The organism is Synechococcus sp. SYN20 (assembly GCF_014279555.1).
Classification (GTDB): domain Bacteria; phylum Cyanobacteriota; class Cyanobacteriia; order PCC-6307; family Cyanobiaceae; genus Synechococcus_C.
This window is the reverse complement of record NZ_CP047959.1, coordinates 717,338-737,891: the sequence shown is the minus strand read 5'-3', so window position 1 is coordinate 737,891 and position 20,554 is coordinate 717,338. Positions and strand designations below refer to the sequence as shown.

Here is a 20,554-nt window from a genome sequence, read left to right as displayed (position 1 = left end):
TGAATGAACGGCCGCACCATGCCCTTTTCTCCCGTTCGCATTGGCGTGGTGTTCGGAGGAGCATCCGGTGAGCATGCCGTGTCGATTCGCTCAGCGATCACGATCATTCACGCCCTCCAAGAGGGGAAAAATCAAGATCACTTCGAGGTGGTTCCGGTTTACATCGATCAGGCGGGGCGTTGGTGGCCTGAGCAGATTGCCAATGGCGTTCTCGAGCAAAAGCAGCCACCGGCAGATGACAGCCTTCCCCAGCCATTACCACCAGCGGGATTCCGCTCCTTACCGCTCGACAATGACCGCGTGGACGTGTGGTTCCCCGTCCTTCATGGTCCAAATGGGGAGGACGGCACGGTTCAAGGTTTGTTCACTTTGATGGGGAAGTCCTATGTGGGCTCCGGCGTGCTCGGTTCAGCCGTAGGGATGGACAAGCTGGCTATGAAAGCTGCTTTTGCAGCCGCAGGTCTACCCCAAGTTCCTTACGTGGGGCTAAACGCTGCGGACCTCAACCACCCTGAACGCCACAACAAGCTGATCGCCAGGATCGAAGCGGAATTGGGATATCCCTGCTTCGTCAAGCCGGCAAACATGGGCTCATCCGTTGGAATCAGCAAAGCGCGTGATCGAGACCAACTGCTTGCGGGCCTGCAGGAAGCGACACGCCATGACACCCGGCTTGTCGTGGAACGTGGCGTGAGTGCACGCGAGTTGGAATGCGCCGTACTCGGACGGCAACAACTGAAGGCATCTGTGGTGGGCGAAATCAGCTTTGATGCCGATTGGTATGACTACGACACCAAATACAACGACGGCTGCAGCCAAACGCTGATTCCCGCCCCTCTTCCCGACCAAGTGAGCGCCCAGGTTCAGGCGATTGCCCTGCAAGCCTGTACGGCTGTTCATGCCTATGGCTTGGCACGGGTGGATGTTTTTTACGATGAGAAAAGCGGTGATATCTGGCTCAACGAGATCAATACCCTGCCTGGATTCACCTCCCAAAGCATGTATCCCATGCTTTGGGAGGCCAGTGGTGTCGCTTTATCAGACTTAGTGGCCCAGCTGGTCTACACAGCGCGAGAATGAATCAACATCCAGACAAGCGATGATTGAAGGTCTGCTCTGGCTTCCACTCCTCGTCGCCTTTGTGCTGCTCGTAGCACTGGGGTGGCTCGAGCGTCGTCGTCAAAATCTGTTCCGAACCTGGAGCGAAGGGTCTGAGTTAGCCAAACTCGATGGCTGCGGCGCAGCACTTCTCAAGGATGGAGAACTGCGCTGGAGCAGCTTCAGCGCTGGATCCTTCCAAGACGAGGGGCAGTTTGTGATTAAGGGCCTTGAATTGGTCGAATTAATGGCCTTGGCATCAGGGGAGGCGCCCCTGGCCAGTGAATCTCAAGGTCGTTGCCGTCTCAGGTTGATCGGGAATGGCCGTCAGCTCGACGTGCCCTTTGCTGATGCTGATCGTGCCAGACGTTGGATGGATCAGCTGATGTCTCGTGCGCGCTGCGACTTGTGAGCCCGGACGCCTCCAGCAAGAAGGGCCTCAAGCTCGGCAAACGCAAAAGCCAAGGCCCGCTGCCTCCTGGTGTGGAACGGCGTCGCAGATTGCGCCAAGAGCGCAGGCAAGAGCGATTGATTCAACTGTGGCGACTTACTTTTTTCCTGCTCACTGCCACCGGCCTGAGCTGGTTGTTGCTGATCCTGGGCTGGAACCTGCGGTCCGCGTCACAAATTCAGATCAGCGGAAGTTTGCGGATTGACGAAAACGTTGTGGTGAAGGCTGCAGGCCTCTCCTTTCCACAATCACTGTTAAGCCTTGAGCCCAGTCAGATGGAGGCCAACTTGATGCAAGAGCTTCCTGTGCAGGAGGTGTCCGTTCAGCGCCGCCTTCTTCCCCCAGGCCTCGACATTCAAATCGTTGAACGCAGGCCGATAGCGGAGGCCTCCCGTATGAGCCCCACGGGAATCGAGCGCGGCATGGTGGACCTTGAGGCTGAGTGGATGCCGATCGACATGGCCAGGCATGGAGAGAAGCCAGCTAGCGCAGTGAAAGTAGAAGGTTGGATTTCCAATCGCCGCGCTGCTATCGCCCGCATTCTTCAACAACGCGACCTGCTGGGTCGCCCGCTTAAATCCATCGAAGTGGAGCCCGCCGGAGGCATCAGTCTGCGCATTCAAACGCTTGGTCTGGTCTATCTCGGCGCCGATGAGGCCTTGTTAAATCAACAGTTCAAGACGATTGCCCAACTCACTCAAAGCCTTCCTCCAATCCTCCGCGGCACGTCAAATGAAGGCCTCGATCTCAGTGACCCAAGTCAACCTGAACTAAAGTTGCGTCCAAAGCCCAAGCCAACTACTCCGGCCAAAGTCAGCAATCGTTAACGCAATCAAGTTCCTGTATCAGCTATGTCGGCAAAATCAATTAACAGTCCCATAATGCAACCGATTCCAGGGGTTCAAGCCAGATAATGGAGATTGTGAGCAGTGAGATGGCTTCATCAATGAATCCAGACGACATCTCGCCTAGCCAATCAGCCCGGATCGAAGTGATCGGTGTTGGGGGTGGTGGCAGCAACGCCGTCAATCGCATGATTTTGAGCGATCTGGAAGGGGTTGCCTATCGCGTTTTAAACACCGATGCACAGGCGCTGATTCAATCTGCTTCAGACAATCGCGTTCAGTTGGGGCAAACGCTCACCCGTGGACTTGGAGCTGGAGGCAATCCCAGCATTGGCCAAAAAGCGGCCGAAGAATCACGTGCTGATCTTCAACAGGCCTTACAAGGCGCTGATCTGGTCTTCATTGCCGCGGGTATGGGAGGTGGCACAGGAACTGGTGCCGCTCCCGTTGTCGCCGAAGTGGCCAAGGAAAGCGGAGCTCTCACAGTTGGCATCGTCACCAAACCTTTCAGTTTTGAGGGTCGCCGCAGGATGCGCCAGGCCGATGAAGGCATCGCCCGCTTAGCTGAGCACGTTGACACCTTGATCGTGATCCCCAACGATCGTCTTCGGGATGCCATCGCTGGAGCACCTCTACAGGAAGCCTTCCGCAGCGCTGATGATGTTCTGCGTATGGGAGTGAAGGGAATCAGCGACATCATCACCCTCCCAGGCCTGGTCAACGTTGACTTCGCTGACGTTCGCTCCGTGATGACCGAAGCCGGTACTGCCCTGCTGGGTATTGGTGTGGGTTCAGGTCGATCAAGGGCAGTCGAAGCGGCACAAACCGCCATCAACAGCCCCTTGCTCGAAGCCGCTCGCATCGATGGTGCAAGCGGCTGCGTGATCAACATCAGTGGCGGCCGGGACATGACCCTGGAGGACATGACCACCGCATCAGAAGTGATTTATGACGTGGTGGATCCAGAAGCCAACATCATTGTTGGTGCTGTGGTGGATGAACGCCTCGAGGGTGAGATTCACGTGACCGTGATCGCTACGGGCTTTACAGACGGAAATCCTTATCGCTCAGAGCGCAGCAGTGCGAGGCCAGCTGTCTCAGCTTTTGAACCAAGCGCAAACATTGCCCCTGAAAGCGGAGCGCGCATTCCTGATTTCCTCAGGCAGCGGCAGCAACGCCAGTACGACAACTAAAAGTTGGTGACCCGGAGTCCACGCCTGCCCAGAGCATCCCGTGTGGCTGCTCCCTTCCGGTTCTGACCAGGTTTGGGCGTCTGGACCGCATGGATCCGAATCAATGCAATGTTAGCAATGAACCTCTTTTATGGCGGTAGGGCCGATGCGCCCAGCTGAATTGATTCGCTTCAAGCAATCAGGGAGAGCGATCACAATGCTCACAGCCTGGGATGCTCTCAGTGCTGCCTTGGTTGAGGAAGCAGGCGCGGATGTGGTTTTAGTGGGTGATTCACTCGCGATGGTGGTTCTTGGCCATGCCACCACCCTTCCAGTAACGCTTGAACAAATGCTTCACCACAGCCAGGCCGTATGCCGGGGTCTGAGCAAACCTCTCGCCCAGCAACCTCTGGTGGTCTGCGATCTGCCATTCCTGAGTTATCAGTGCGGCCTCGATCGCGCCGTCGCCGCTGCAGGCACCATTCTCAAAGAGTCGGATGCCGCCGCCGTCAAGCTTGAAGGGGGAGAACCCGAGGTGGTTGCCGTTGTGGATCGCCTCGTCCGCATGGGCATCCCAGTGATGGGCCACCTCGGACTCACCCCTCAGGCCGTGCACCGCCTCGGCTACCGGCGTCAAGGCATCGATCCGCGCAGCCAGGACAAACTGCATCGCCAAGCGGAAGCTCTACAGGACGCCGGTTGCTTCTCTCTTGTTGTGGAGCATGTGCCTGGCGAACTCGCCGGTCGCTTGCGACGCCACTTGTCCATTCCGGTGATCGGGATCGGCGCCGGAGCCGATTGCGACGGACAGGTCAGCGTGACCGCGGACCTGTTGGGCTTAACGCCAAGCCAACCACCCTTCACTCCGGCCCGCATGCAAGGCCGTGAACTCAGCATCACCGCTCTTAAAAGCTGGCTAATGGAGCAACGGGATCAGGGAGCAACTCCCACCACTCCACCACCTCCACAAGCACCTGATTGCTAACAGCCATCCCCTCGGGATCGCTGAGGCGCCAGCGACGGCCAAGGCGTTCCATCAGGCCTATGTCCACGAAGGGTTGCCAGCGTGCCTCTAGGGCAGGCAAATCACGGTGGCAACGCCGTTCGTCCCAGCCGCAGCGTCTCGCAAGATCCCACAGGTCCACGCCTTCATGGCAGCGCAGTCCCACAAGCAAGCGATCATCCAGAGGCAAGCTCCCCGCTGACTCTCGAACCAAGCTGGAATCGAGCTCTTGCCTTTGGTCCTGCAACCAGGCGGCATAGGCCTCACGGGTTCGAGGACGGGCCATCCGCTCTCCCCAGGGAGCACTGGTCGCACCCAGCCCAAACGCCCACCAGCCCGCGCCACTCCAGTACACCCGGTTATGCCTGGAGGCATGGCCTGGTCTGGCGAAATTTGAGATTTCATAGCGGCTGTAACCAGCGCGCCGCAGCCTGCGGCTGGTGAAGGCGATACGGTCGGCGGCAGCGTCCTCCTCGGGAAGCGCCAACTCACCACGCTTCTCGCGCCAAGCAAACACCGTGCCTGGCTCCACGCTGAGGTCATAGATCGATATATGGGGGGCTTGCACAACAACGGCCTGCTTCAACTGCGCCTCCCACTCCTCGTCCCCCTGGTCTGGAAGGTTTCGAATCAGATCCAAGCTCCAGCTCTGCAGTCCACCAACCTGCAACGACTCTTGGAGCCAATGGCAAGCATCCAGCAAATCCTGCCGGCGATGTCGGCGCCCAAGGGCCGCAAGCCTGACATCGTCAAAACTTTGCCCTCCCAAACTCACCCGGGTCACGCCCGCAGCGATCAGGGATTGAAGATCACTCTGTTCAAACGTGGCAGGGTCCATTTCCAAGGTGATTTCGGCACCCTGCTGGAACCCGAATCGGCCCCTGAGCTGCTGCAATAGCTCTGCAATCTGATCAGACCTCAACAGCGATGGGGTGCCACCCCCCACGTACACAGTGGCCAGTGCAGGGCCTTGGGGAGACAGGCTGATCTCTGCGCTGAGTAGATCCAGATAGGCCTCGATCGAACCACTACCAGACCCACCAAACGCATCAGCTCGATCGCCGAGAGGCACCACCGCGAAATCGCAATAAAAACAACGCCGATGGCAAAAAGGAATGTGTAAATAGGCGCTGCGAGGTGCAGATGCGATCATCTGCGCAGGCAGAGCGAAGGAAGATGGTGCATGCTGCCTGCATACGGAGTGAACGGCGCGACCGATTGCCATGGTTGAAGTTCTCATCCTGGTCCTATTTCTGATCTCCGGTGGAGCCACCGGCTGGATGGGAGTTCATCTCCTTCCACAAGAGATGCTGGACGATGTCACCGATGTCCAACGGGTGCGCCTCGGGCTCACAGGTGTTGGCACCGGCATAGGCCTCGTAGCAGGCCTTGTTTTTAAGCGGTTGCGCCTGCAACTGATGCAGCAGGTGCGCACGATGCCCACCGATTTATTGATCAGTCGGTCGGTGGGACTGATCCTTGGTTTGCTCGTTGCCAACTTATTGCTGGCACCGATCCTGCTGCTTCCCCTCGCCGGTGGCGTCACGCTGGTCAAACCCTTGGCTGCGGTGCTCAGCAATGTGTTTTTTGGGGTTCTGGGCTACAACCTCGCTGAGGTTCATGGGCGCACACTTCTGCGCCTGTTCAACCCCACAAGCACGGAAGCCTTGCTTGTCGCAGACGGGGTTCTGACGCCTGCGACCCCCAAGATCCTTGACACCAGCGTGATCATCGATGGACGCATCCGCGGCATGTTGGCCTGCGGCCTACTGGAAGGTCAGGCGATCGTTGCTCAAACGGTGATCGACGAGATGCAGCAGCTGGCCGACTCCACCAACCTGGAGAAACGAGCCAAAGGGCGTCGTGGCCTCAAACTTTTGCGCGATCTCCGCGACACCTACGGACGCCGACTGGTGATCAACAGCACCCGTTACGAAGGCACGGGTACCGACGACCGTTTGCTCCTGCTCGCTGGCGATACGGGCGGCACGCTTGTGACCGCCGACTTCAACCTGGCCCAGGTCGCCGAGGTGAAGGAGATCAAAGTGATGAATCTGAGCGAATTGGTGATCGCACTTCGCCCTGAGGTTCAGCCTGGTGATGAGCTGTTGCTCAAAATCGTGCGCGAAGGCAAAGAGGAGAGTCAGGGAGTGGGCTATCTCGAAGACGGCACGATGGTGGTGGTTGAGGAGGGCCGGACCCTGATCGGATCCCGTCAGCCCGTCGTGGTAACCGGTGCTCTGCAGACCCCAACAGGGCGCATGGTGTTTGCACGCCGAGACAAAAACGGGCACAAGACCAATCGCAGCAGCAAAAACGGCAAGAGCAAGGGTGTAAGAACCGACAACGCTGAAGAGCACCCTTCCGCTTGACCCCGCTAGGCTCCCTCCACGACAGGGATGCTTAGCGGAATGACCACATCAGCGCCTTATTACGGCGACTCAGGCGTGATGCGCACACCGCCGCCTGACCTTCCCTCTTTGATGCTCAAAGAGCGGATCGTGTACTTGGGCCTTCCGCTGTTTTCAGACGGAGACACCAAGCGTCAGCTCGGCCTTGACGTCACTGAGCTGATCATTGCCCAACTCCTCTTTTTGGAGTTCGACAACCCAGACAAACCAATTTATTTCTATATCAACTCAACGGGTACGAGTTGGTACTCGGGCGAGTCGATTGGCTTCGAGACAGAAGCCTTTGCCATCTGCGACACGCTTCGCTACGTGAAGCCCCCTGTGCACACGATTTGCATCGGTCAGGCGATGGGAACGGCTGCCGTCATTCTTTCCGCTGGTACCAAAGGGCAAAGGGCGGCCCTACCCCATGCCTCCATCGTGTTGCATCAGCCCCGCAGCGGCGCTCGCGGCCAGGCCACGGACATTCAGATCCGCGCCAAAGAAGTGCTGCATAACAAGCGAGCCATGCTCGAAATCCTTTCGACCAACACCGGTCGCAGCGTGGAAGAACTCTCTGCCGATTCAGACAGAATGAGTTATCTCACTCCTCAAGAAGCCGTGTCCTACGGCCTGATTGACAGGGTCCTGGACAGTCGCAAGGACCTGCCGGCTGCAGTGGGTTAATTACCCATCCACCATCAACTGCGTTTGTAGTTGTCTCAATAGACCATTTCTTTCATCTCCTTCAACCCATCTAAGGACCCATGCCGATCGGTACCCCCAGCGTTCCCTACCGCCTCCCCGGCAGCCAAATGGAGCGCTGGGTCGACATCTACACCCGCCTTGGCGTTGAGAGGATTTTGTTCCTCGGCTCTGACGTGAATGACGGAGTTGCCAACAGCCTCGTCGCCCAGATGCTGTATCTCGATTCCGAAGACAGCAGCAAGCCCATCTACTTGTACATCAACTCCCCAGGTGGATCCGTAACAGCTGGTTTGGCGATTTACGACACTATGCAATACGTGAAGAGTGACGTCGTCACGATCTGCGTAGGACTGGCCGCATCGATGGGTGCGTTCCTGTTGACGGCAGGCACGAAAGGCAAGCGCTTGGCTCTTCCCCACAGCCGAATCATGATCCACCAGCCTCTCGGTGGCACGGCACAACGGCAGGCGAGCGACATCGAAATCGAAGCCAGGGAAATCCTGCGGATGAAGGAAATGCTCAACCGCTCGATGGCCGATATGACAGGTCAGAGTTTTGAAAAAATCGAGAAGGACACCGACAGGGATTATTTTTTGAGTGCAGCAGAGGCCAAGGATTACGGCTTGATCGATCGGGTGATTTCCCATCCCAACGAAGCTTGAGGGCCAATCCGGCCAATCCGTAAACTTCACTATTGTCCTCAGCAGGTTCCGACTGGATGGCTCAGCTTTTCTATGACTCAGACGCCGATCTCTCGCTTCTGAGCGGCAAGACGGTAGCCATCATCGGTTATGGATCTCAGGGTCATGCCCATGCTCTGAACCTCAAAGACAGTGGCGTCAATGTGGTTGTTGGTCTTTATGACGGCAGCCGCTCAGCCGAGAAAGCCAAAGCCGACGGCCTCGAAGTCTTGAGCGTGGCGGATGCTTCCGCTAAGGCCGACTGGATCATGGTGCTGCTACCCGATGAGTTCCAGAAAGAGGTCTACGAGAAAGAAATCGCCCCACATCTCAGTGAAGGCAAGGTTTTAAGTTTCGCGCACGGCTTCAACATTCGCTTTGAGTTGATCAAGCCACCCGCAAACGTGGATGTGTTGATGATCGCTCCGAAAGGACCCGGCCACACTGTGCGCTGGGAGTATCAGAACGGTCAGGGTGTTCCAGCCCTCTTTGCGATCGAACAGGACGCTTCAGGGAACGCTCGCGGCCTGGCTATGGCCTACGCCAAAGGCATCGGCGGCACGCGCGCGGGCATCCTCGAAACCAATTTCAAGGAAGAAACCGAAACCGACCTCTTTGGTGAACAGGCCGTTCTCTGCGGCGGTCTCTCAGAGCTGGTCAAAGCCGGCTTTGAAACCCTTGTGGAAGCCGGCTATCAGCCGGAGCTCGCCTATTTCGAGTGCCTGCACGAAGTCAAGTTGATCGTTGACTTGATGGTGAAGGGTGGTCTGTCCTCCATGCGCGACTCCATCTCCAATACGGCGGAATACGGCGACTACGTCAGTGGCCCTCGTCTGATCACCGCCGACACCAAAGCGGAGATGAAGAGGATCCTCTCGGACATCCAAGACGGAACCTTTGCCAAGAACTTCGTTGCGGAATGCGCAGCCGGCAAGCCTGAGATGAATAAAGTTCGCGCTCGTGATGCCGAGCATCCGATCGAGAAAGTTGGCAAGGGCCTGCGCTCAATGTTCAGCTGGCTCAAGACGGCCTGAGCGATCCCGTTCTGCTGGTGATCGCCGCCGCAGGCCTTGACCTGCTGGTCGGCGATCCTCGTTGGTCCCCCCATCCAGTGGTGGCCATGGGTGGTGTCATCACTGGACTACGTCAATGGATCGAAGCCTGGGCCGGAGACCGGCCCTTTCGATTGCGTGCCGGTGGTGTCTTAATCACGCTCGTTTTGGTGTTGGGAAGCGGTGCAACGGGCTGGCTGCTCGAGCGTCTGCTGTTGCCGCAGTCTCCGTTACCCCAACCGCTTTCAGCACTACTCGTTGCGATTGCCCTGGCGAGCGCCCTGGCCGCACGCAGCCTTCGCGACAGCGTGCTGGCCGTGCTTCAGGCCCTACCAGACCTGCCCTCAGCAAGGGATCGCCTGAGTTGGATTGTGGGCCGGGATGTAAGCCAATTGGATCAAGACGACATCCTGCGGGCCAGCGCAGAAACAGCCAGTGAAAATGCGGTGGATGGACTGTTTGCCCCCTTGTTTTGGATGCTGATCGGAGCAGGCCTATGGAAGGCAGGGTTTAGCCAAGGTCCAGGACCACTGGCCTTGGCATGGGCGTTCAAAGCAAGCAGCACCCTCGATTCCATGCTTGGTTACAAACAAGGTCGGCTGCGCTGGCTCGGCACTGCTGGAGCCCGGCTCGACGATCTCCTCACCTGGTTGCCCTGCAGGTTGGTGCTGATAACGCTTCCACTGGTGAGCATGCGCTGGTCCCAATGGCCAACAACAGTGCGTGCCGCCGCTGCAGACGGGAGGCCTGATCCATCGCCAAACGCAGGACTCTCCGAATCCATTTTTGCCCACTGCGCCGATGTGCAGATGGGCGGACCCAATCGCTACGGCAACACCTGGATCAACAAACCACTGCTTTCCTCTCAATCCGAGAAGGCAACGGCTTATGGAGTGCGCAAGCTATTGAACCTTGGCCTCAGGCTGGAAGGTGCTTGGTTGGTGGTGGCAGCCGGGTGCTTCTTCCTTCAGTAGGCACCCCGATCCATTGGAAGCAGAAGCACTCCAAACGTGCGCAGGATAATCGCCAAATCCAGAAGGAAAGAACGTCCTCTCGAATAGGCCAAATCAAGCCTGACCCGCTTGGCATAACTGAGATTGTTGCGACCGCTCACCTGCCACAACCCGGTTAAACCAGGCCGCACAGCCAACACTTCATCCATGAAGGGGCCATAGCGCTCAATTTCCTTATCCACGATTGGCCGTGGGCCCACCACGCTCATCTCGCCGCGAAGGACATTCAAGAATTGAGGGAGCTCATCCAGGCTCGAGCGTCTTAGGAAACGCCCGATCGGAGTAATGCGAGGGTCTTGGCGGAGCTTGAAATCACGCTCAAACTCAGCTCGCATTTCCGGTGACTCAGCCAACACCCGTTGCAGAACAGCGTCGGCATCTGCGCGCATGGTGCGAAATTTGATGCAGCCAAAACGGCGATATCCCCGTCCAACCCGTTTCTGCACGTAAAACACAGGTCCTGGCGAACTCAGGCTCACCAAAGCAGCGATCAACAAAAAGGCTGGCGATCCAAGCCCCAAGGCCAGCAACGAGAAGGCAATATCACCACTTCGCTTGAGCGTGCGCCCCAACCTGCTCTGCTTACGAACCAGTGCCACCGATGTGAGCACCGAGGGAGGCGCTGACAACAACTCGAGATGCCGCTTCGTCGCACGCCGACTCAGACTGGATCCACCGGCCTGAAGCGACGCACGACGCAGACTGACTTGCATCAAGTGTCCCTTGAGTCTCAAACCACTGAACCGCAACAGGGGCAAAGCAAAAGAGTAAAAGGGTCAGTCACCGCAACGGCACAGGAACAACTGCTGATTTCGACTCGCTGGCGCACAGGCGTCGGATCAGCAAATAACAGCATTTGCTGATCGAAACAGGTCAAGAAGTCTCTCAGCCAATTGCGGCAAAGAGCAAGTATTCCGAAGCTGGGGTATGACTTCCACCGACACGTCCATCAGCGCCCTTCTCGAAGAAGCTCTCCAAGAACCAACGATTGGAGACACAGGGAGCTTTCGGTGGCACGCCACTGCGATTGGAATCGCAGCGTTATGGATCGACGCGTCTCCGCCTTCCACTCCACCCTTTGAAAACGCGTTGAAGGAAGGACTAGAGATTGGCTTGGATCTAAGCCGAGAAGAACGTGAATTTCACCAAGTCAGCGAAGGGCTCGTCCTCCTGTTTCATTCTTAATTGATGAAACCAGTCCCCTCAGAAAACAACTTAAACAATCCAAAATAAGCCATCAATTTGAACAAACACCTGCTCATCGTCGCAAAATACTGGCTAGGTGGATTCGTGGCATTAATGCTTTTATTTTATGCAATTATTTCAATACGATAAAAAGTTTAATCAAAAAGGCATGAATAACAAAGCAATCTGTGAGCAGCAATCAATCAGGCCTCAAAATGGCGCCATCCCAAAGAGGGTTTGACAAAATCGCAGTCAAGTCATTAAGCAGAAGCGTCTGGTCCTCGTGCATCCAACCGCGATCGATAACCTGAATCAGATATTCATGCTGAACACCATCCCCGCGCTGACGTGAGCAAATAACAATGACATCATCGTAGGAAATCGGAAAATCAACCGTTAAAGCTCGGCAAAGAATGCCTTCTGATACGAACAATAGAAAATCACAAACAACCTGACTCAAAAACTCTTCCCCCTCAGAAAGGTCACCACAAGCGATCATCTGCTCTTTGGTCTGTGGCGTATAGGTCACAAACGAATAAACGAATGGAGCACCTGTTTTCTGTAAATATAAGCCTTTAAATGGACGAGACATCTTCATCACACCTCTAATCACAGTTGCAAACTTCTAAAAAACAAATTCTCAACTCTCTTGCTTAATAGTCCATAGGAGCGAATGGCTCAAGAAACATCAAAAGCCTTTTGCATCCTACACCAAACCTTTTATCCTTTTCAGCGATACTTGCTGCGAAAAGAATCCTTGCCGGCAAAAGAGGAAGTGTCACGCATGGGGGAAAAGAATTAACAATTATCAATCTGCAATCAATCCTTAGCATCAATGCATAACAATCAAAACGAAGCCTAGAAAGAAAAGAAAAGAAAAGAGAGGCCTCCCCAGACCTCCCTCATAACGACGCATTCCCAAGGACTGCATCCTTGGGTCATCATGAGTTTCAAAGATCTATTCGAACTCTTTTGTAGGAACAGGCACCAAATCTCTATGAGGTGAGCAGACAAAAAAAAGACCCCTAAGACATGCTCCTCAAAGGTCGCTTAGCAATGATTTGCGGAACGACCTATTCAGTTCCCACCATTACAGAAGCGAACTGCTTGCGCATTGGTCTTGCCCTCGGCAATAACTTCTTCAACGCAACCATTAAATGCCTTGCTCTCTTGCTTCACAGCACAGAAACCAAGAGCAATTGCTGCCAAGGAAATGGCAGAGAGGACAGTGGCAGAGATCTGAATCACGCCATAGGCAAGCATCGCTTTCTTCTTGCCACCGCAGTCTTTGCTCTGGCTGCTGGTTTGTTCACTGGAGGTCTCGTTGGACATGGAAAGGGAAACACTGGATCAACCCTATGGACTGGAAATGTTCCATAGAGGCAGATAGCAGCAGGGATAACCGCCCCACAGTTCAGACCATGACAGGGAATTGGGACAAAAGAGTACTTATTCAGACTCGTCTAAAACGGAGAGGGTGGGATTCGAACCCACGAGGGTGTTACCCCTACACGATTTCGAGTCGTGCGCATTCAACCGGGCTCTGCCACCTCTCCAAACGCTTATCCAGCGTGATCCCATCTTAAAGCTCCACCGCTTGATTGCTTGAGGCGATGGGATTGCCCATTCACGCGCAAATTCCAACGTCGGTCTTGACCATGCAGGGGACGAAGCATCAAGCCAGGGCTCTGGAGGCGTTGACCTGGCAGCAATGGGGGCTGCCCCTGATGCTCAGCCCGCACGGTGTGAGCGAGTTCCGTCCAACAATCAATCTGCTCACTCGCTACTGGATCCATCACCACCAGCCAATCCAAACGCTGGTGTCCGTATCCGTGCCCAAGCTGCTGAGCCAACTGGCAACTGAGCAAATCTCCATGACTGCTCATCAGCGCAGCACGCCCTTGGTGACGGGCCAACAACCACTGCCTCCCCCACTGCTGCACCAACATCACCTCATCGCTGAGCTGAACACCGGCTTGCATCAGCGTGGCCAAGAGCAGCATCGGGAAAGCTCTCCAGCGCCAGAATTGCAGCGACGGCAAGGCCCAAGGCAGCAGAGCCAGCACGACGAGCAGCACCACCCAAGGCTGCGGATGAACTGTGAACTAGCAAACGAAACCTGCTGACATCACAGGAATCTAGTGTGTATCAATGGTCTCGAGGAAGAAAACGTAGTAGGTTACTAGCAAATGTAGTAGCAAACTCTCTTGACACCACGTCCGTTAGGTCAATTGCCCTACGTCCGTCTCTCAAGAGTGGGGAAGCTGGAATATTCACGCAGGGTTCCGCCACATCTGCGCGAATTCATGGGGAATAAGGCCACGATCTGCCGTGTTCTGCCCTGCGACACCACCAATCGGGGGTCAGTTGCGGCACAACAAGCGTGGATGCAGGTGCATACGCCCATCGAAGCGGCATTCACCGCAGCAGAAGCGGCATATCAGGCAGGCATTACGCAAACAGCAGAGGTAACGCCCGTCTCTCCAAAGAATGCGGCGGGTATTGGTGCTGAACCATGGCGAAACCTGCTGAATGCAGGGGATAACGGGCAGATCACCACCGATATGGAGGACCTGCTCGCCCGACTGGTGCTTGAAGTGGCGACAGGTCTGGCATCAGCCAAGGAACAGGGGACATCCGCTCCGATACAGCAAGCAAAAGCGAATGTGACTGAACGATTACTCAGTAATGTCTTGTCACAGTTGCAGATCACACCTAATTCGCAGGCATATCAGCAGATACAGCAACGACTGTTTGGATATCTGCCGATGATGGAGGGTGATGTAGCGAAGAGAGCGCAAGGAGACTTCAGTCCAGGGGATATAGAAACGAAAGCACCAGCACTACCTGAACGGAAGGTGACATGGGAGCAATTAGTGGAGGCATTGCAGTTAGATGCGGGTGGCATCCGTCATATCGATGGCGTTGGAATTACAGAGGACAGAATCAAAAGATATTGGCAAGTCATTAGCGAGATCCAACAATCATCAGACAAATCATTTCCAAATGAACTAGATGTCAGCGATGCTCGCAGATATGTGCAGGAATTACAGCGATCATCCTGGGCAATCCGCTCTCAACAGAAACGAGTAGGTGTGATGCAGAAGTTATTCAAAATCGCAATTCAATATGGCTACACAGATACAAATCCGTTTCAATCAATGGCCATTCGTGCACCAAAAGGTAGCGAACAAGGGACATATAGATCATTCACACGTGATGAGCTGGTATTAATTTTCAATCACATCAAACAAAAGGCATACACAGAGAAATCACTGGTACCACTAGTGTTACTGGCAACTGGTGCACGTATGTCAGAGATAACGCAGCTAAGGCATGGTGATTTAAAGAAGACAGATGCAGGTGTCTGGTATTTAGATATGGTGCACGACGCTGATGGAGAATTCCCGCATCCACTAAAGACAGAGCAACAGAATGAAAGACATGTGCCACTGCATCCAGTCGTAATACAGTCAGGCTTCCTTGATCTGTTTAAAGCTGGAGAGAATGGATACATATTTGCAGGCAGTAAGGATCCATCCGTGTGGTCAGAGTGGTTTCAAAAGATACTGAAGCGGGAAGGTATATACGAAAGGAAAGTAACTACAACACACAGCATCAGGAATACAAGCATCGATGCGTGGAGAATGGCTGGCATCACACCAGAGTTTCGCCGTGCATTTACTGGACATACCAGCAAAGACGTGCAAGAAAATACGTATGGAGTCGGACTAAAATTCATGCCCGATCTTTTATATAAGGAGATAATCAAGGTCGACTGGAGCTGGATACCATGAGCTAAAATGTAATACAAAAGCTTGTAGAATATAGATATAGATTGAAAGTAATGCGAGCAATGAGAGCAGCTAAACGTAAAGAAAGCAGCAGCAGAAACGCAATGATCTCTGTCCGTGCAAGCGAAGAGACAAAGGCACAAGCACAAGCAATCAAAGAACTGATGAAGGTCAGCTCAACTTCACAGGTGATTCGTCAGTTGCTGAATGAGAAAGCATCACAGATGGGTGTTGCGTGATGGCTAACGAAGAGAGGAAGAAGCGTGAACAGGGAATACTGAGTGATCTAAAGCGTGGACTAGCCGAAGGATTCCGCATCACGCCAGAAGACAGACGTGATCTGTTGTGGGAAATCCGTGATGCAGAAGGCAAGTCGGAACCACCACGTGGAACTCAGGTCTTTGGGACGCAACCGATCTTTGATGCCGCACGTCAGGCAAAGACCGTTGACCCCAAACGATTTGGCTGGCTGCCTGTTGATGCAATCAATAACGAGACGTTCATCAGGCGAGCCAACACAGGACTGAACTTCGGTCCATCACCGATAGATCTGATTGGTGAGCAAGTTACCGACGCAAATCTCCAGCAGTACAAGGAGGCACTGCATAACCAAAGCCGTGTAAGGAAGGGTGCCTTTCTTGGTGGATCTCTAGCATCTGATGTGGTTAACGACGGATTGCGTGGAATTTACTGGCTACTTAATGCGCCACAAGCAACGACAAATGTAATTAATGAGCAGGGAGCAGCGATGCTGAATCCTGATCTCTTCGCTAACCGTGTTGTCCCTCTGCAAGAAGCACAGGAAAAGGGATGGGTTGCTTATCAAGAACCACAGCTAGACCCTGAAGTATTTCAAGCACGAGTCAAGAAGATTCGAGAGCAGAACAGCAATGAACTGTTCACCTCTCTCGCTGAAGGTGAATTTGATATGTCTCTCATTGAGGAAATCGATCAGGCATTAGAGGCGGATGTAACTAAGCGAGCACGGGATGAGCTGATAGAGGAATCAAAACTGCAGCCACAGAATTACAAGAACACAAGGCCAGGTGTGAAGATCAGGAGCAACCGCATCTTGAAGCGTCGGTTCAATCCGAACATCGTTCAAGCTGCAACGCTTATCCCTGCTGGTATTGCAATCAACAGTGGCATTGGATTGCTTGGTCGCAATGAAGGCTACGCAATGACCGTACCGAAAGATGATGATCCTTTCTCTACTGACAATGTGATTGCAGAGGTCGCAGCAAAGTATATAACCGGACGTGAAGGTCGGCTACTAGAGGCAGAAGATTTTCTCCTTGAACGACCTGACGTTACCTATGGTGAGTATCAGAAATACAAAGGATACCTACGTGATCGTGATGTCGATCTGAATCCTTTTGATGATGCCAAGATTAATCTTGGTGGCCTGCTGAAGACAAACCCAGACGGTATCAGAGGTGCCGAGGTTTCATTCATGGGTAAAACATTGCCTGTAAACGACACGCTCCTCGGTACAGCTGGTGCAATCCTCGGTGCAGCTGGTGGTGCGGCACTTACAAACCTTGGTTCCATTCGGTTGAGGGGTGGAGTGAAAGCACGCAAAGGACTTGGGAAGCTAGGAGCATTTGTTCCTGAAGTTCTGCCTCGTCAACGTGATGGCACAAGAACACAAGCCCATCCAGGCAATCAGTTTATTAACGACATGCAGGAAGGATTTGATAAAGACGATGGCTGGCAGCACAACGCACGTGTCCTTGGCACCGTGTTTGGTGGAGGCATGGCTGGCTTAGCTGCTGGTGAACTTACGGGTAACAGCATTGAAGATGAACGCCGACGCAGGAACTTTGCAGAGAATAATCCAGGCGTTGACTACGATATCTACAAAGAAAATGCCAAGCAGTTGCTGACAGATAAGTATGAAGTCATGCGTGCTAATCCTAATGCTCAACAAGAGAAGGACAAGTCACGCACTGGTTTCAATAAGCGTTCACAACAACAATCACTGAACACCAAGATGCTGCAACAGCAGGCATTGGTAGATCAGCTGATTGATGAAGACCGCCGTGCTCAAGCTGGTAAAGCACTGGGCACACAGCAATGGGCATCACAAAAGTTTGATGCTATCGAAAGTGAAATCGGTAAGCGTAACGCTAAGAAGAAAGAGGAGGAACAACAATCGATGATTCAGTTTTAATCCCACAAGCTACAACAACAGTCAATAGAATTTAATTAACGGAGCACATCATGTCACCACGTAAGTATAGAAACCCAGGCCAAACACCTCAGCAACCTGATGGCAGAGGGTTCTTTAGAGGACCTAATCCACAGGAGCAGGCTGCATATTTAAAGCAACTAGAGCAGCAAGCAGCCATCAAGGCAGACAACCGGAAGGCAGCACAAGCCAGGCAGCTTATGCAAGGACTACCTGACGGCATGAAGAACGACACCGTCCGTTCAGCTGCTGATCGTGCTGTAGATGCACGCGAGTATCTGTCTAGTCCAGGCTTTCGTAATGCAGCTGGCCTGACAGCACTTGGAGCAGGTGTTGGTGTCGTCGGTATCGAGGGGCTCAAGGCATACAGCAATCAGGCTAATGATTACCTACCTACTGACCCACTTGCTATTGCAGGACGGATGGCTAACAACATCGGCGGCAGTGGAGCGGTAGGACTTGACCCACTTGCTGAAGCAAGGAACAACGTTGCAGCAGCAAGGCAGATCGTTGGCTCCGAGAACATGCTGGCCGCACTAGCTGAAGATGAAATCGCTCAACTCAGGGGCGAGCAAGACATCGCAATGCAGCCCACGGAGTACTCACAATTCGGCGTTCAGCAGATGATCGACCAAAGAGTGGGCGAACTAATGCAACAGCCCATCCAACGCAGCGATGGTTCAGTGGCACCAATGCCATACGACCAAGCTCAACGCATCGCAACCGAGCAGGTCAATATGGAATTGCGAGCAGGTTCTGCTTACTAATAACAGTTACTAACTAAACACAGGAGAAATCAAATGGCCCACAACATTACAGAAGCAGAATTGAATCAAGCATTAGCGGCACTTCGCTCTAAGGGAATCCCTGACGACGAGATTGCTGGAGTATTGATGGCAATGAAATTTGGTGAACCAAAGATGAGTCAATCAGATGGCGTAAGCATTACGCAATCAGAAGCTGATGTGCCTGGAAGTTATATCAGTGCTGAGCAAAAGCTTCAAGATAAGTATGCAGGTGGTATCGCAGCACAGCAAGCACAGCAAACGTCAGGAATGCAGGCAGACCCGCTGTATTTCTTGAAGACACCTGACCATAACGTCAGCGTTGTTATGTCAAGTGCTAATCCGAACTACTCGGTCGTCACTGAAGGTCAGCGCCAGACCGTTGATTCAAACGGTAACGTCGTCATCTATTGATATGGAGTCGGAACTTAAAAGAGAACTTCGGTTACGTGCACAGGAATGCACGACCGAAGCTGAAGTGAAGAACCTAGTGGAGGGAATGAGCCAAGACAAGAAGATGCAGTTCGTCTATGACATTGCTGTCAACGAGATGTTTGATGAGATCAAACTGAAGTCACTGGAGTTTATCGATTACTGCGAATCATCAGGTTGTGTCAATGATCTGGAGCGTGGTGTAGGTAGGCAGGAGAGTTTGGTCGGTGTAATTTTGGTTGCGACAAAGATGCTGCAACAACAAGCTGAGTCACAGGCAAGGCATGAGATGCAATGCCTATCAGAGGAAACGCAATGGGGAATGGAAGTAGCTGACGCAATATCAGATCATTCAGTTGCTATTTATTCAGCAGCCGATCAGTTGGCTACGTTGAGCAGTCACTATGCAGCTGTGCTTAGAGGCAGGCGTATGGGCTGGCATTTCACAGATGAGGAAGGTAACGGCTTACCTATTGATGACACTGATACTGAGCAGCTTCGCCTCGACTTAGAAGGAAAGTAAAAAAGCCCCCACCCGTTAGGGCAGGGGGCAGAGGGTTTAAGCAGTTGCCTCTACGGCAGCTGCATTTTTATGGGGACGTTTAGCTACCCGCTTGCGTGGACTACGTAAGTCTTCAAGCAGGTTGTCCAGTTCAGGTAGCTCAGTAGCTACAGGCTCAGGCTCAACTTCAGATTGACCGAAGTAATTCGGAGGTACTGCATCACCAGATGTGATCGACTGATTGATAAAGGTCAACCCGTCTTGCAGCTGATCGAAGTCAAGCTTGTAACCCAACGCTTCCTTAGGCAGGGCAGCAGGGATGTAACCGTTGTGAGTAGCCGAGGCAACTCTTGCAAAGACAGCCGCACCTTTACTGATGAAGCTGATCTCCAACTCACCAGTCAGAGCAACGGAATTGAGATGAGACAGACCCAGCACCAGTGACGATGCTGTGTAGCTCATCATCCCGCATCTCGTAGTAAAACCATCGCCCCCAGTGGTGGTGAAGGACATCAACAGCTTGTCCTGCTTGCCATACATTTCATTCTCATACTCGACTGTGACTATGGATAGTTCAGTCAGATACAGGTGAATGGTGTTGGGCAAATAGCAGCGACCGCCATTGCTATCGATTAGATACAAGCAACTACCATCACTGTCAGCAGAGGGCCGCTGAACAAAGATGGTTTGCGACTGAGCTTTGATCTGCTCGGCATAGCCTTCAACAAATCCATCGGGACGAAGGAAGCTGACGGCTTGAGGCTGATCTTGTGTTGAGTTCATCAGTCATGCTGATAAAGAACACGTAAGAAAAAGGCCCCTGATAAGGGGCGGATGTTTACTGGTGTTCAGTATTCGACCGCAAATAATACAGTCGTGTACTTATGTGGACCACCCCAATCTTCTGTAATGCAGTAGATCTTGGATGTTCCATTCCTATGCCACACCGAGAGAAGTCTCCCTCCACAACCAGGATTCTTATAAACCTCTTGGTTAAGGATGTGATCTTCATCAGAGGTATCGAGCTGACTACCAGCAAGGTGTTCACTTACGAGAACAGCAAGTGTGTGCTGGCGAAAGTCATGGCTCAAGGTATTTGGATTGGGCTCACTGTCATAGGGTTCCACACCCGTGGAAACCCAGTCACGGATGCCGCTGGTGACGATAAGTCTGCCGCCGTGATGTATACGTTCAACAGGAGATAGTGTAGTCATTGAGGTTAGGCTCAATAAAGAACACAAGTAAATACAGCA

General features: G+C 53.4%; 24 protein-coding genes, 1 tRNA gene and 1 other RNA gene. 17 read left to right on the top strand and 9 right to left on the bottom strand.

Annotation, left to right across the window (positions count from 1 at the left end; all coding sequences use genetic code 11):
• The first annotated feature begins 18 nt into the window (after positions 1-18).
• From SynSYN20_RS03870 to ftsZ, 4 genes are all read left to right on the top strand, one after another.
• A complete protein-coding gene (locus SynSYN20_RS03870; RefSeq protein ID WP_186525423.1) occupies positions 19-1,080 on the top strand; it encodes a D-alanine--D-alanine ligase family protein in 1,062 nt (353 codons plus the stop codon).
• Between the two features lie 19 nt (positions 1,081-1,099).
• The gene (locus tag SynSYN20_RS03865; RefSeq protein ID WP_186524807.1) at positions 1,100-1,510 is read left to right on the top strand and encodes a hypothetical protein; all 411 of its coding nucleotides are present in this window, start codon (positions 1,100-1,102) and stop codon (positions 1,508-1,510) included.
• Positions 1,507-2,376, top strand: a complete 870-nt coding sequence (locus tag SynSYN20_RS03860; RefSeq protein WP_186524806.1) for a cell division protein FtsQ/DivIB — start codon at positions 1,507-1,509, stop codon at positions 2,374-2,376. The genes SynSYN20_RS03865 and SynSYN20_RS03860 overlap by 4 nt, the downstream gene beginning before the upstream one ends.
• Before the next feature lie 107 nt (positions 2,377-2,483).
• Complete coding sequence (gene ftsZ, locus SynSYN20_RS03855; RefSeq protein ID WP_370586702.1) at positions 2,484-3,587, top strand: cell division protein FtsZ; 1,104 nt, start codon at positions 2,484-2,486, stop codon at positions 3,585-3,587.
• Positions 3,588-3,592: 5 nt separating this feature from the next.
• Here the strand turns inward: ftsZ and ffs are convergent.
• An RNA gene (ffs, locus tag SynSYN20_RS03850) (signal recognition particle sRNA small type) lies at positions 3,593-3,689 on the bottom strand.
• Positions 3,690-3,732: 43 nt separating this feature from the next.
• On the opposite strand from ffs, the gene panB reads away from it, so the two are divergent.
• A complete protein-coding gene (panB, locus tag SynSYN20_RS03845; RefSeq protein WP_186525421.1) occupies positions 3,733-4,551 on the top strand; it encodes a 3-methyl-2-oxobutanoate hydroxymethyltransferase in 819 nt (272 codons plus the stop codon).
• On the opposite strand, the gene hemW is transcribed toward panB, so the two are convergent.
• Positions 4,472-5,722: a radical SAM family heme chaperone HemW gene (hemW, locus tag SynSYN20_RS03840; protein WP_186525422.1), complete on the bottom strand. Its 1,251-nt coding sequence runs from the start codon at positions 5,720-5,722 to the stop codon at positions 4,472-4,474. The two genes, panB and hemW, sit on opposite strands and share 80 nt — an antisense overlap.
• Positions 5,723-5,792: 70 nt before the next feature.
• Here hemW and SynSYN20_RS03835 point away from each other — a divergent pair, with 70 nt between their 5' ends.
• The 5 genes from SynSYN20_RS03835 to cbiB all read left to right on the top strand — a co-directional run bounded on the left by SynSYN20_RS03835 (position 5,793) and on the right by cbiB (position 10,373).
• Complete coding sequence (locus tag SynSYN20_RS03835) at positions 5,793-6,941, top strand: PIN/TRAM domain-containing protein (RefSeq protein WP_186524804.1); 1,149 nt, start codon at positions 5,793-5,795, stop codon at positions 6,939-6,941.
• A gap of 39 nt (positions 6,942-6,980) precedes the next feature.
• Positions 6,981-7,646, top strand: coding sequence for an ATP-dependent Clp protease proteolytic subunit (locus tag SynSYN20_RS03830; protein WP_038014693.1), 666 nt, complete (start codon positions 6,981-6,983; stop codon positions 7,644-7,646).
• Positions 7,647-7,726: 80 nt separating this feature from the next.
• Entirely contained in the window at positions 7,727-8,329 is a 603-nt protein-coding gene (locus tag SynSYN20_RS03825; RefSeq protein ID WP_186518389.1) for an ATP-dependent Clp protease proteolytic subunit, read from the top strand.
• Between the two features lie 56 nt (positions 8,330-8,385).
• Positions 8,386-9,381, top strand: a complete 996-nt coding sequence (gene ilvC, locus SynSYN20_RS03820) for a ketol-acid reductoisomerase (RefSeq protein WP_186524803.1) — start codon at positions 8,386-8,388, stop codon at positions 9,379-9,381.
• A 17-nt stretch (positions 9,382-9,398) separates the two neighbouring features.
• Positions 9,399-10,373, top strand: a complete 975-nt coding sequence (cbiB, locus tag SynSYN20_RS03815) for an adenosylcobinamide-phosphate synthase CbiB (RefSeq protein WP_186524802.1) — start codon at positions 9,399-9,401, stop codon at positions 10,371-10,373.
• Here cbiB and SynSYN20_RS03810 read toward each other — a convergent pair.
• Positions 10,367-11,125 carry a sugar transferase gene (locus SynSYN20_RS03810; RefSeq protein ID WP_186524801.1) on the bottom strand — a complete coding sequence of 253 codons (759 nt, stop codon included), beginning with the start codon at positions 11,123-11,125 and terminating at the stop codon, positions 10,367-10,369. The genes cbiB and SynSYN20_RS03810 overlap by 7 nt on opposite strands.
• A 214-nt stretch (positions 11,126-11,339) precedes the next feature.
• Between SynSYN20_RS03810 and SynSYN20_RS03805 the strand changes: the two genes are divergently transcribed.
• On the top strand, positions 11,340-11,597 hold the full coding sequence (locus SynSYN20_RS03805) for a hypothetical protein (RefSeq protein WP_186524800.1): 258 nt from the start codon (positions 11,340-11,342) through the stop codon (positions 11,595-11,597).
• Positions 11,598-11,796: 199 nt separating this feature from the next.
• Here SynSYN20_RS03805 and SynSYN20_RS03800 read toward each other — a convergent pair whose 3' ends face one another.
• The 4 genes from SynSYN20_RS03800 to SynSYN20_RS03785 form a co-directional block, all read right to left on the bottom strand.
• Positions 11,797-12,195, bottom strand: a complete 399-nt coding sequence (locus tag SynSYN20_RS03800; RefSeq protein WP_370586701.1) for a hypothetical protein — start codon at positions 12,193-12,195, stop codon at positions 11,797-11,799.
• Positions 12,196-12,674: 479 nt separating this feature from the next.
• The gene (locus SynSYN20_RS03795) at positions 12,675-12,929 is read right to left on the bottom strand and encodes a hypothetical protein (RefSeq protein WP_186524798.1); all 255 of its coding nucleotides are present in this window, start codon (positions 12,927-12,929) and stop codon (positions 12,675-12,677) included.
• 137 nt (positions 12,930-13,066) lie between these two features.
• Positions 13,067-13,153, bottom strand: a tRNA-Ser gene (locus SynSYN20_RS03790).
• Positions 13,154-13,159: 6 nt separating this feature from the next.
• Complete coding sequence (locus tag SynSYN20_RS03785; protein ID WP_255476358.1) at positions 13,160-13,678, bottom strand: hypothetical protein; 519 nt, start codon at positions 13,676-13,678, stop codon at positions 13,160-13,162.
• A gap of 126 nt (positions 13,679-13,804) precedes the next feature.
• Between SynSYN20_RS03785 and SynSYN20_RS03780 the strand changes: the two genes are divergently transcribed.
• The 6 genes from SynSYN20_RS03780 to SynSYN20_RS03755 are packed head-to-tail and all read left to right on the top strand — an operon-like array spanning position 13,805 to position 19,322.
• Positions 13,805-15,394, top strand: coding sequence for a tyrosine-type recombinase/integrase (locus tag SynSYN20_RS03780; RefSeq protein WP_186524797.1), 1,590 nt, complete (start codon positions 13,805-13,807; stop codon positions 15,392-15,394).
• A gap of 59 nt (positions 15,395-15,453) precedes the next feature.
• On the top strand, positions 15,454-15,630 hold the full coding sequence (locus SynSYN20_RS03775; protein WP_186524796.1) for a hypothetical protein: 177 nt from the start codon (positions 15,454-15,456) through the stop codon (positions 15,628-15,630).
• Positions 15,630-17,564 (top strand): hypothetical protein, encoded by a 1,935-nt coding sequence (locus SynSYN20_RS03770; RefSeq protein WP_186524795.1) that lies wholly within the window; start codon positions 15,630-15,632, stop codon positions 17,562-17,564. The genes SynSYN20_RS03775 and SynSYN20_RS03770 overlap by 1 nt, the downstream gene beginning before the upstream one ends.
• 50 nt (positions 17,565-17,614) lie before the next feature.
• Complete coding sequence (locus SynSYN20_RS03765) at positions 17,615-18,349, top strand: hypothetical protein (protein WP_186524794.1); 735 nt, start codon at positions 17,615-17,617, stop codon at positions 18,347-18,349.
• Between the two features lie 33 nt (positions 18,350-18,382).
• Positions 18,383-18,781: a hypothetical protein gene (locus tag SynSYN20_RS03760; protein ID WP_186524793.1), complete on the top strand. Its 399-nt coding sequence runs from the start codon at positions 18,383-18,385 to the stop codon at positions 18,779-18,781.
• 1 nt (position 18,782) lies between these two features.
• Positions 18,783-19,322, top strand: coding sequence for a hypothetical protein (locus SynSYN20_RS03755; RefSeq protein WP_186524792.1), 540 nt, complete (start codon positions 18,783-18,785; stop codon positions 19,320-19,322).
• Positions 19,323-19,358: 36 nt separating this feature from the next.
• Here SynSYN20_RS03755 and SynSYN20_RS03750 read toward each other — a convergent pair whose 3' ends face one another.
• Together SynSYN20_RS03750 and SynSYN20_RS03745 are read right to left on the bottom strand one after the other, a co-directional pair.
• Complete coding sequence (locus SynSYN20_RS03750; protein WP_186524791.1) at positions 19,359-20,084, bottom strand: hypothetical protein; 726 nt, start codon at positions 20,082-20,084, stop codon at positions 19,359-19,361.
• Positions 20,085-20,149: 65 nt separating this feature from the next.
• Complete coding sequence (locus SynSYN20_RS03745) at positions 20,150-20,515, bottom strand: hypothetical protein (protein ID WP_186524790.1); 366 nt, start codon at positions 20,513-20,515, stop codon at positions 20,150-20,152.
• Positions 20,516-20,554 lie beyond the last annotated feature (39 nt).

Excerpts from the sequence above, each read along its gene's own strand:
- SynSYN20_RS03870 (WP_186525423.1), top strand. The coding sequence starts at position 19 with ATGCCCTTTTCTCCCGTTCGCATTGGCGTGGTGTTCGGAGGAGCATCC.
- SynSYN20_RS03865 (WP_186524807.1), top strand. The coding sequence starts at position 1,100 with ATGATTGAAGGTCTGCTCTGGCTTCCACTCCTCGTCGCCTTTGTGCTG.
- ftsZ (WP_370586702.1), top strand. The coding sequence starts at position 2,484 with ATGGCTTCATCAATGAATCCAGACGACATCTCGCCTAGCCAATCAGCC.
- panB (WP_186525421.1), top strand. The coding sequence starts at position 3,733 with ATGCGCCCAGCTGAATTGATTCGCTTCAAGCAATCAGGGAGAGCGATC.
- hemW (WP_186525422.1), bottom strand. The coding sequence starts at position 5,722 with ATGATCGCATCTGCACCTCGCAGCGCCTATTTACACATTCCTTTTTGC.
- SynSYN20_RS03835 (WP_186524804.1), top strand. The coding sequence starts at position 5,793 with ATGGTTGAAGTTCTCATCCTGGTCCTATTTCTGATCTCCGGTGGAGCC.
- SynSYN20_RS03830 (WP_038014693.1), top strand. The coding sequence starts at position 6,981 with ATGACCACATCAGCGCCTTATTACGGCGACTCAGGCGTGATGCGCACA.
- SynSYN20_RS03825 (WP_186518389.1), top strand. The coding sequence starts at position 7,727 with ATGCCGATCGGTACCCCCAGCGTTCCCTACCGCCTCCCCGGCAGCCAA.
- ilvC (WP_186524803.1), top strand. The coding sequence starts at position 8,386 with ATGGCTCAGCTTTTCTATGACTCAGACGCCGATCTCTCGCTTCTGAGC.
- SynSYN20_RS03810 (WP_186524801.1), bottom strand. The coding sequence starts at position 11,125 with ATGCAAGTCAGTCTGCGTCGTGCGTCGCTTCAGGCCGGTGGATCCAGT.
- SynSYN20_RS03805 (WP_186524800.1), top strand. The coding sequence starts at position 11,340 with ATGACTTCCACCGACACGTCCATCAGCGCCCTTCTCGAAGAAGCTCTC.
- SynSYN20_RS03800 (WP_370586701.1), bottom strand. The coding sequence starts at position 12,195 with ATGAAGATGTCTCGTCCATTTAAAGGCTTATATTTACAGAAAACAGGT.
- SynSYN20_RS03795 (WP_186524798.1), bottom strand. The coding sequence starts at position 12,929 with ATGTCCAACGAGACCTCCAGTGAACAAACCAGCAGCCAGAGCAAAGAC.
- SynSYN20_RS03775 (WP_186524796.1), top strand. The coding sequence starts at position 15,454 with ATGAGAGCAGCTAAACGTAAAGAAAGCAGCAGCAGAAACGCAATGATC.
- SynSYN20_RS03770 (WP_186524795.1), top strand. The coding sequence starts at position 15,630 with ATGGCTAACGAAGAGAGGAAGAAGCGTGAACAGGGAATACTGAGTGAT.
- SynSYN20_RS03765 (WP_186524794.1), top strand. The coding sequence starts at position 17,615 with ATGTCACCACGTAAGTATAGAAACCCAGGCCAAACACCTCAGCAACCT.
- SynSYN20_RS03760 (WP_186524793.1), top strand. The coding sequence starts at position 18,383 with ATGGCCCACAACATTACAGAAGCAGAATTGAATCAAGCATTAGCGGCA.
- SynSYN20_RS03755 (WP_186524792.1), top strand. The coding sequence starts at position 18,783 with ATGGAGTCGGAACTTAAAAGAGAACTTCGGTTACGTGCACAGGAATGC.
- SynSYN20_RS03750 (WP_186524791.1), bottom strand. The coding sequence starts at position 20,084 with ATGAACTCAACACAAGATCAGCCTCAAGCCGTCAGCTTCCTTCGTCCC.
- SynSYN20_RS03745 (WP_186524790.1), bottom strand. The coding sequence starts at position 20,515 with ATGACTACACTATCTCCTGTTGAACGTATACATCACGGCGGCAGACTT.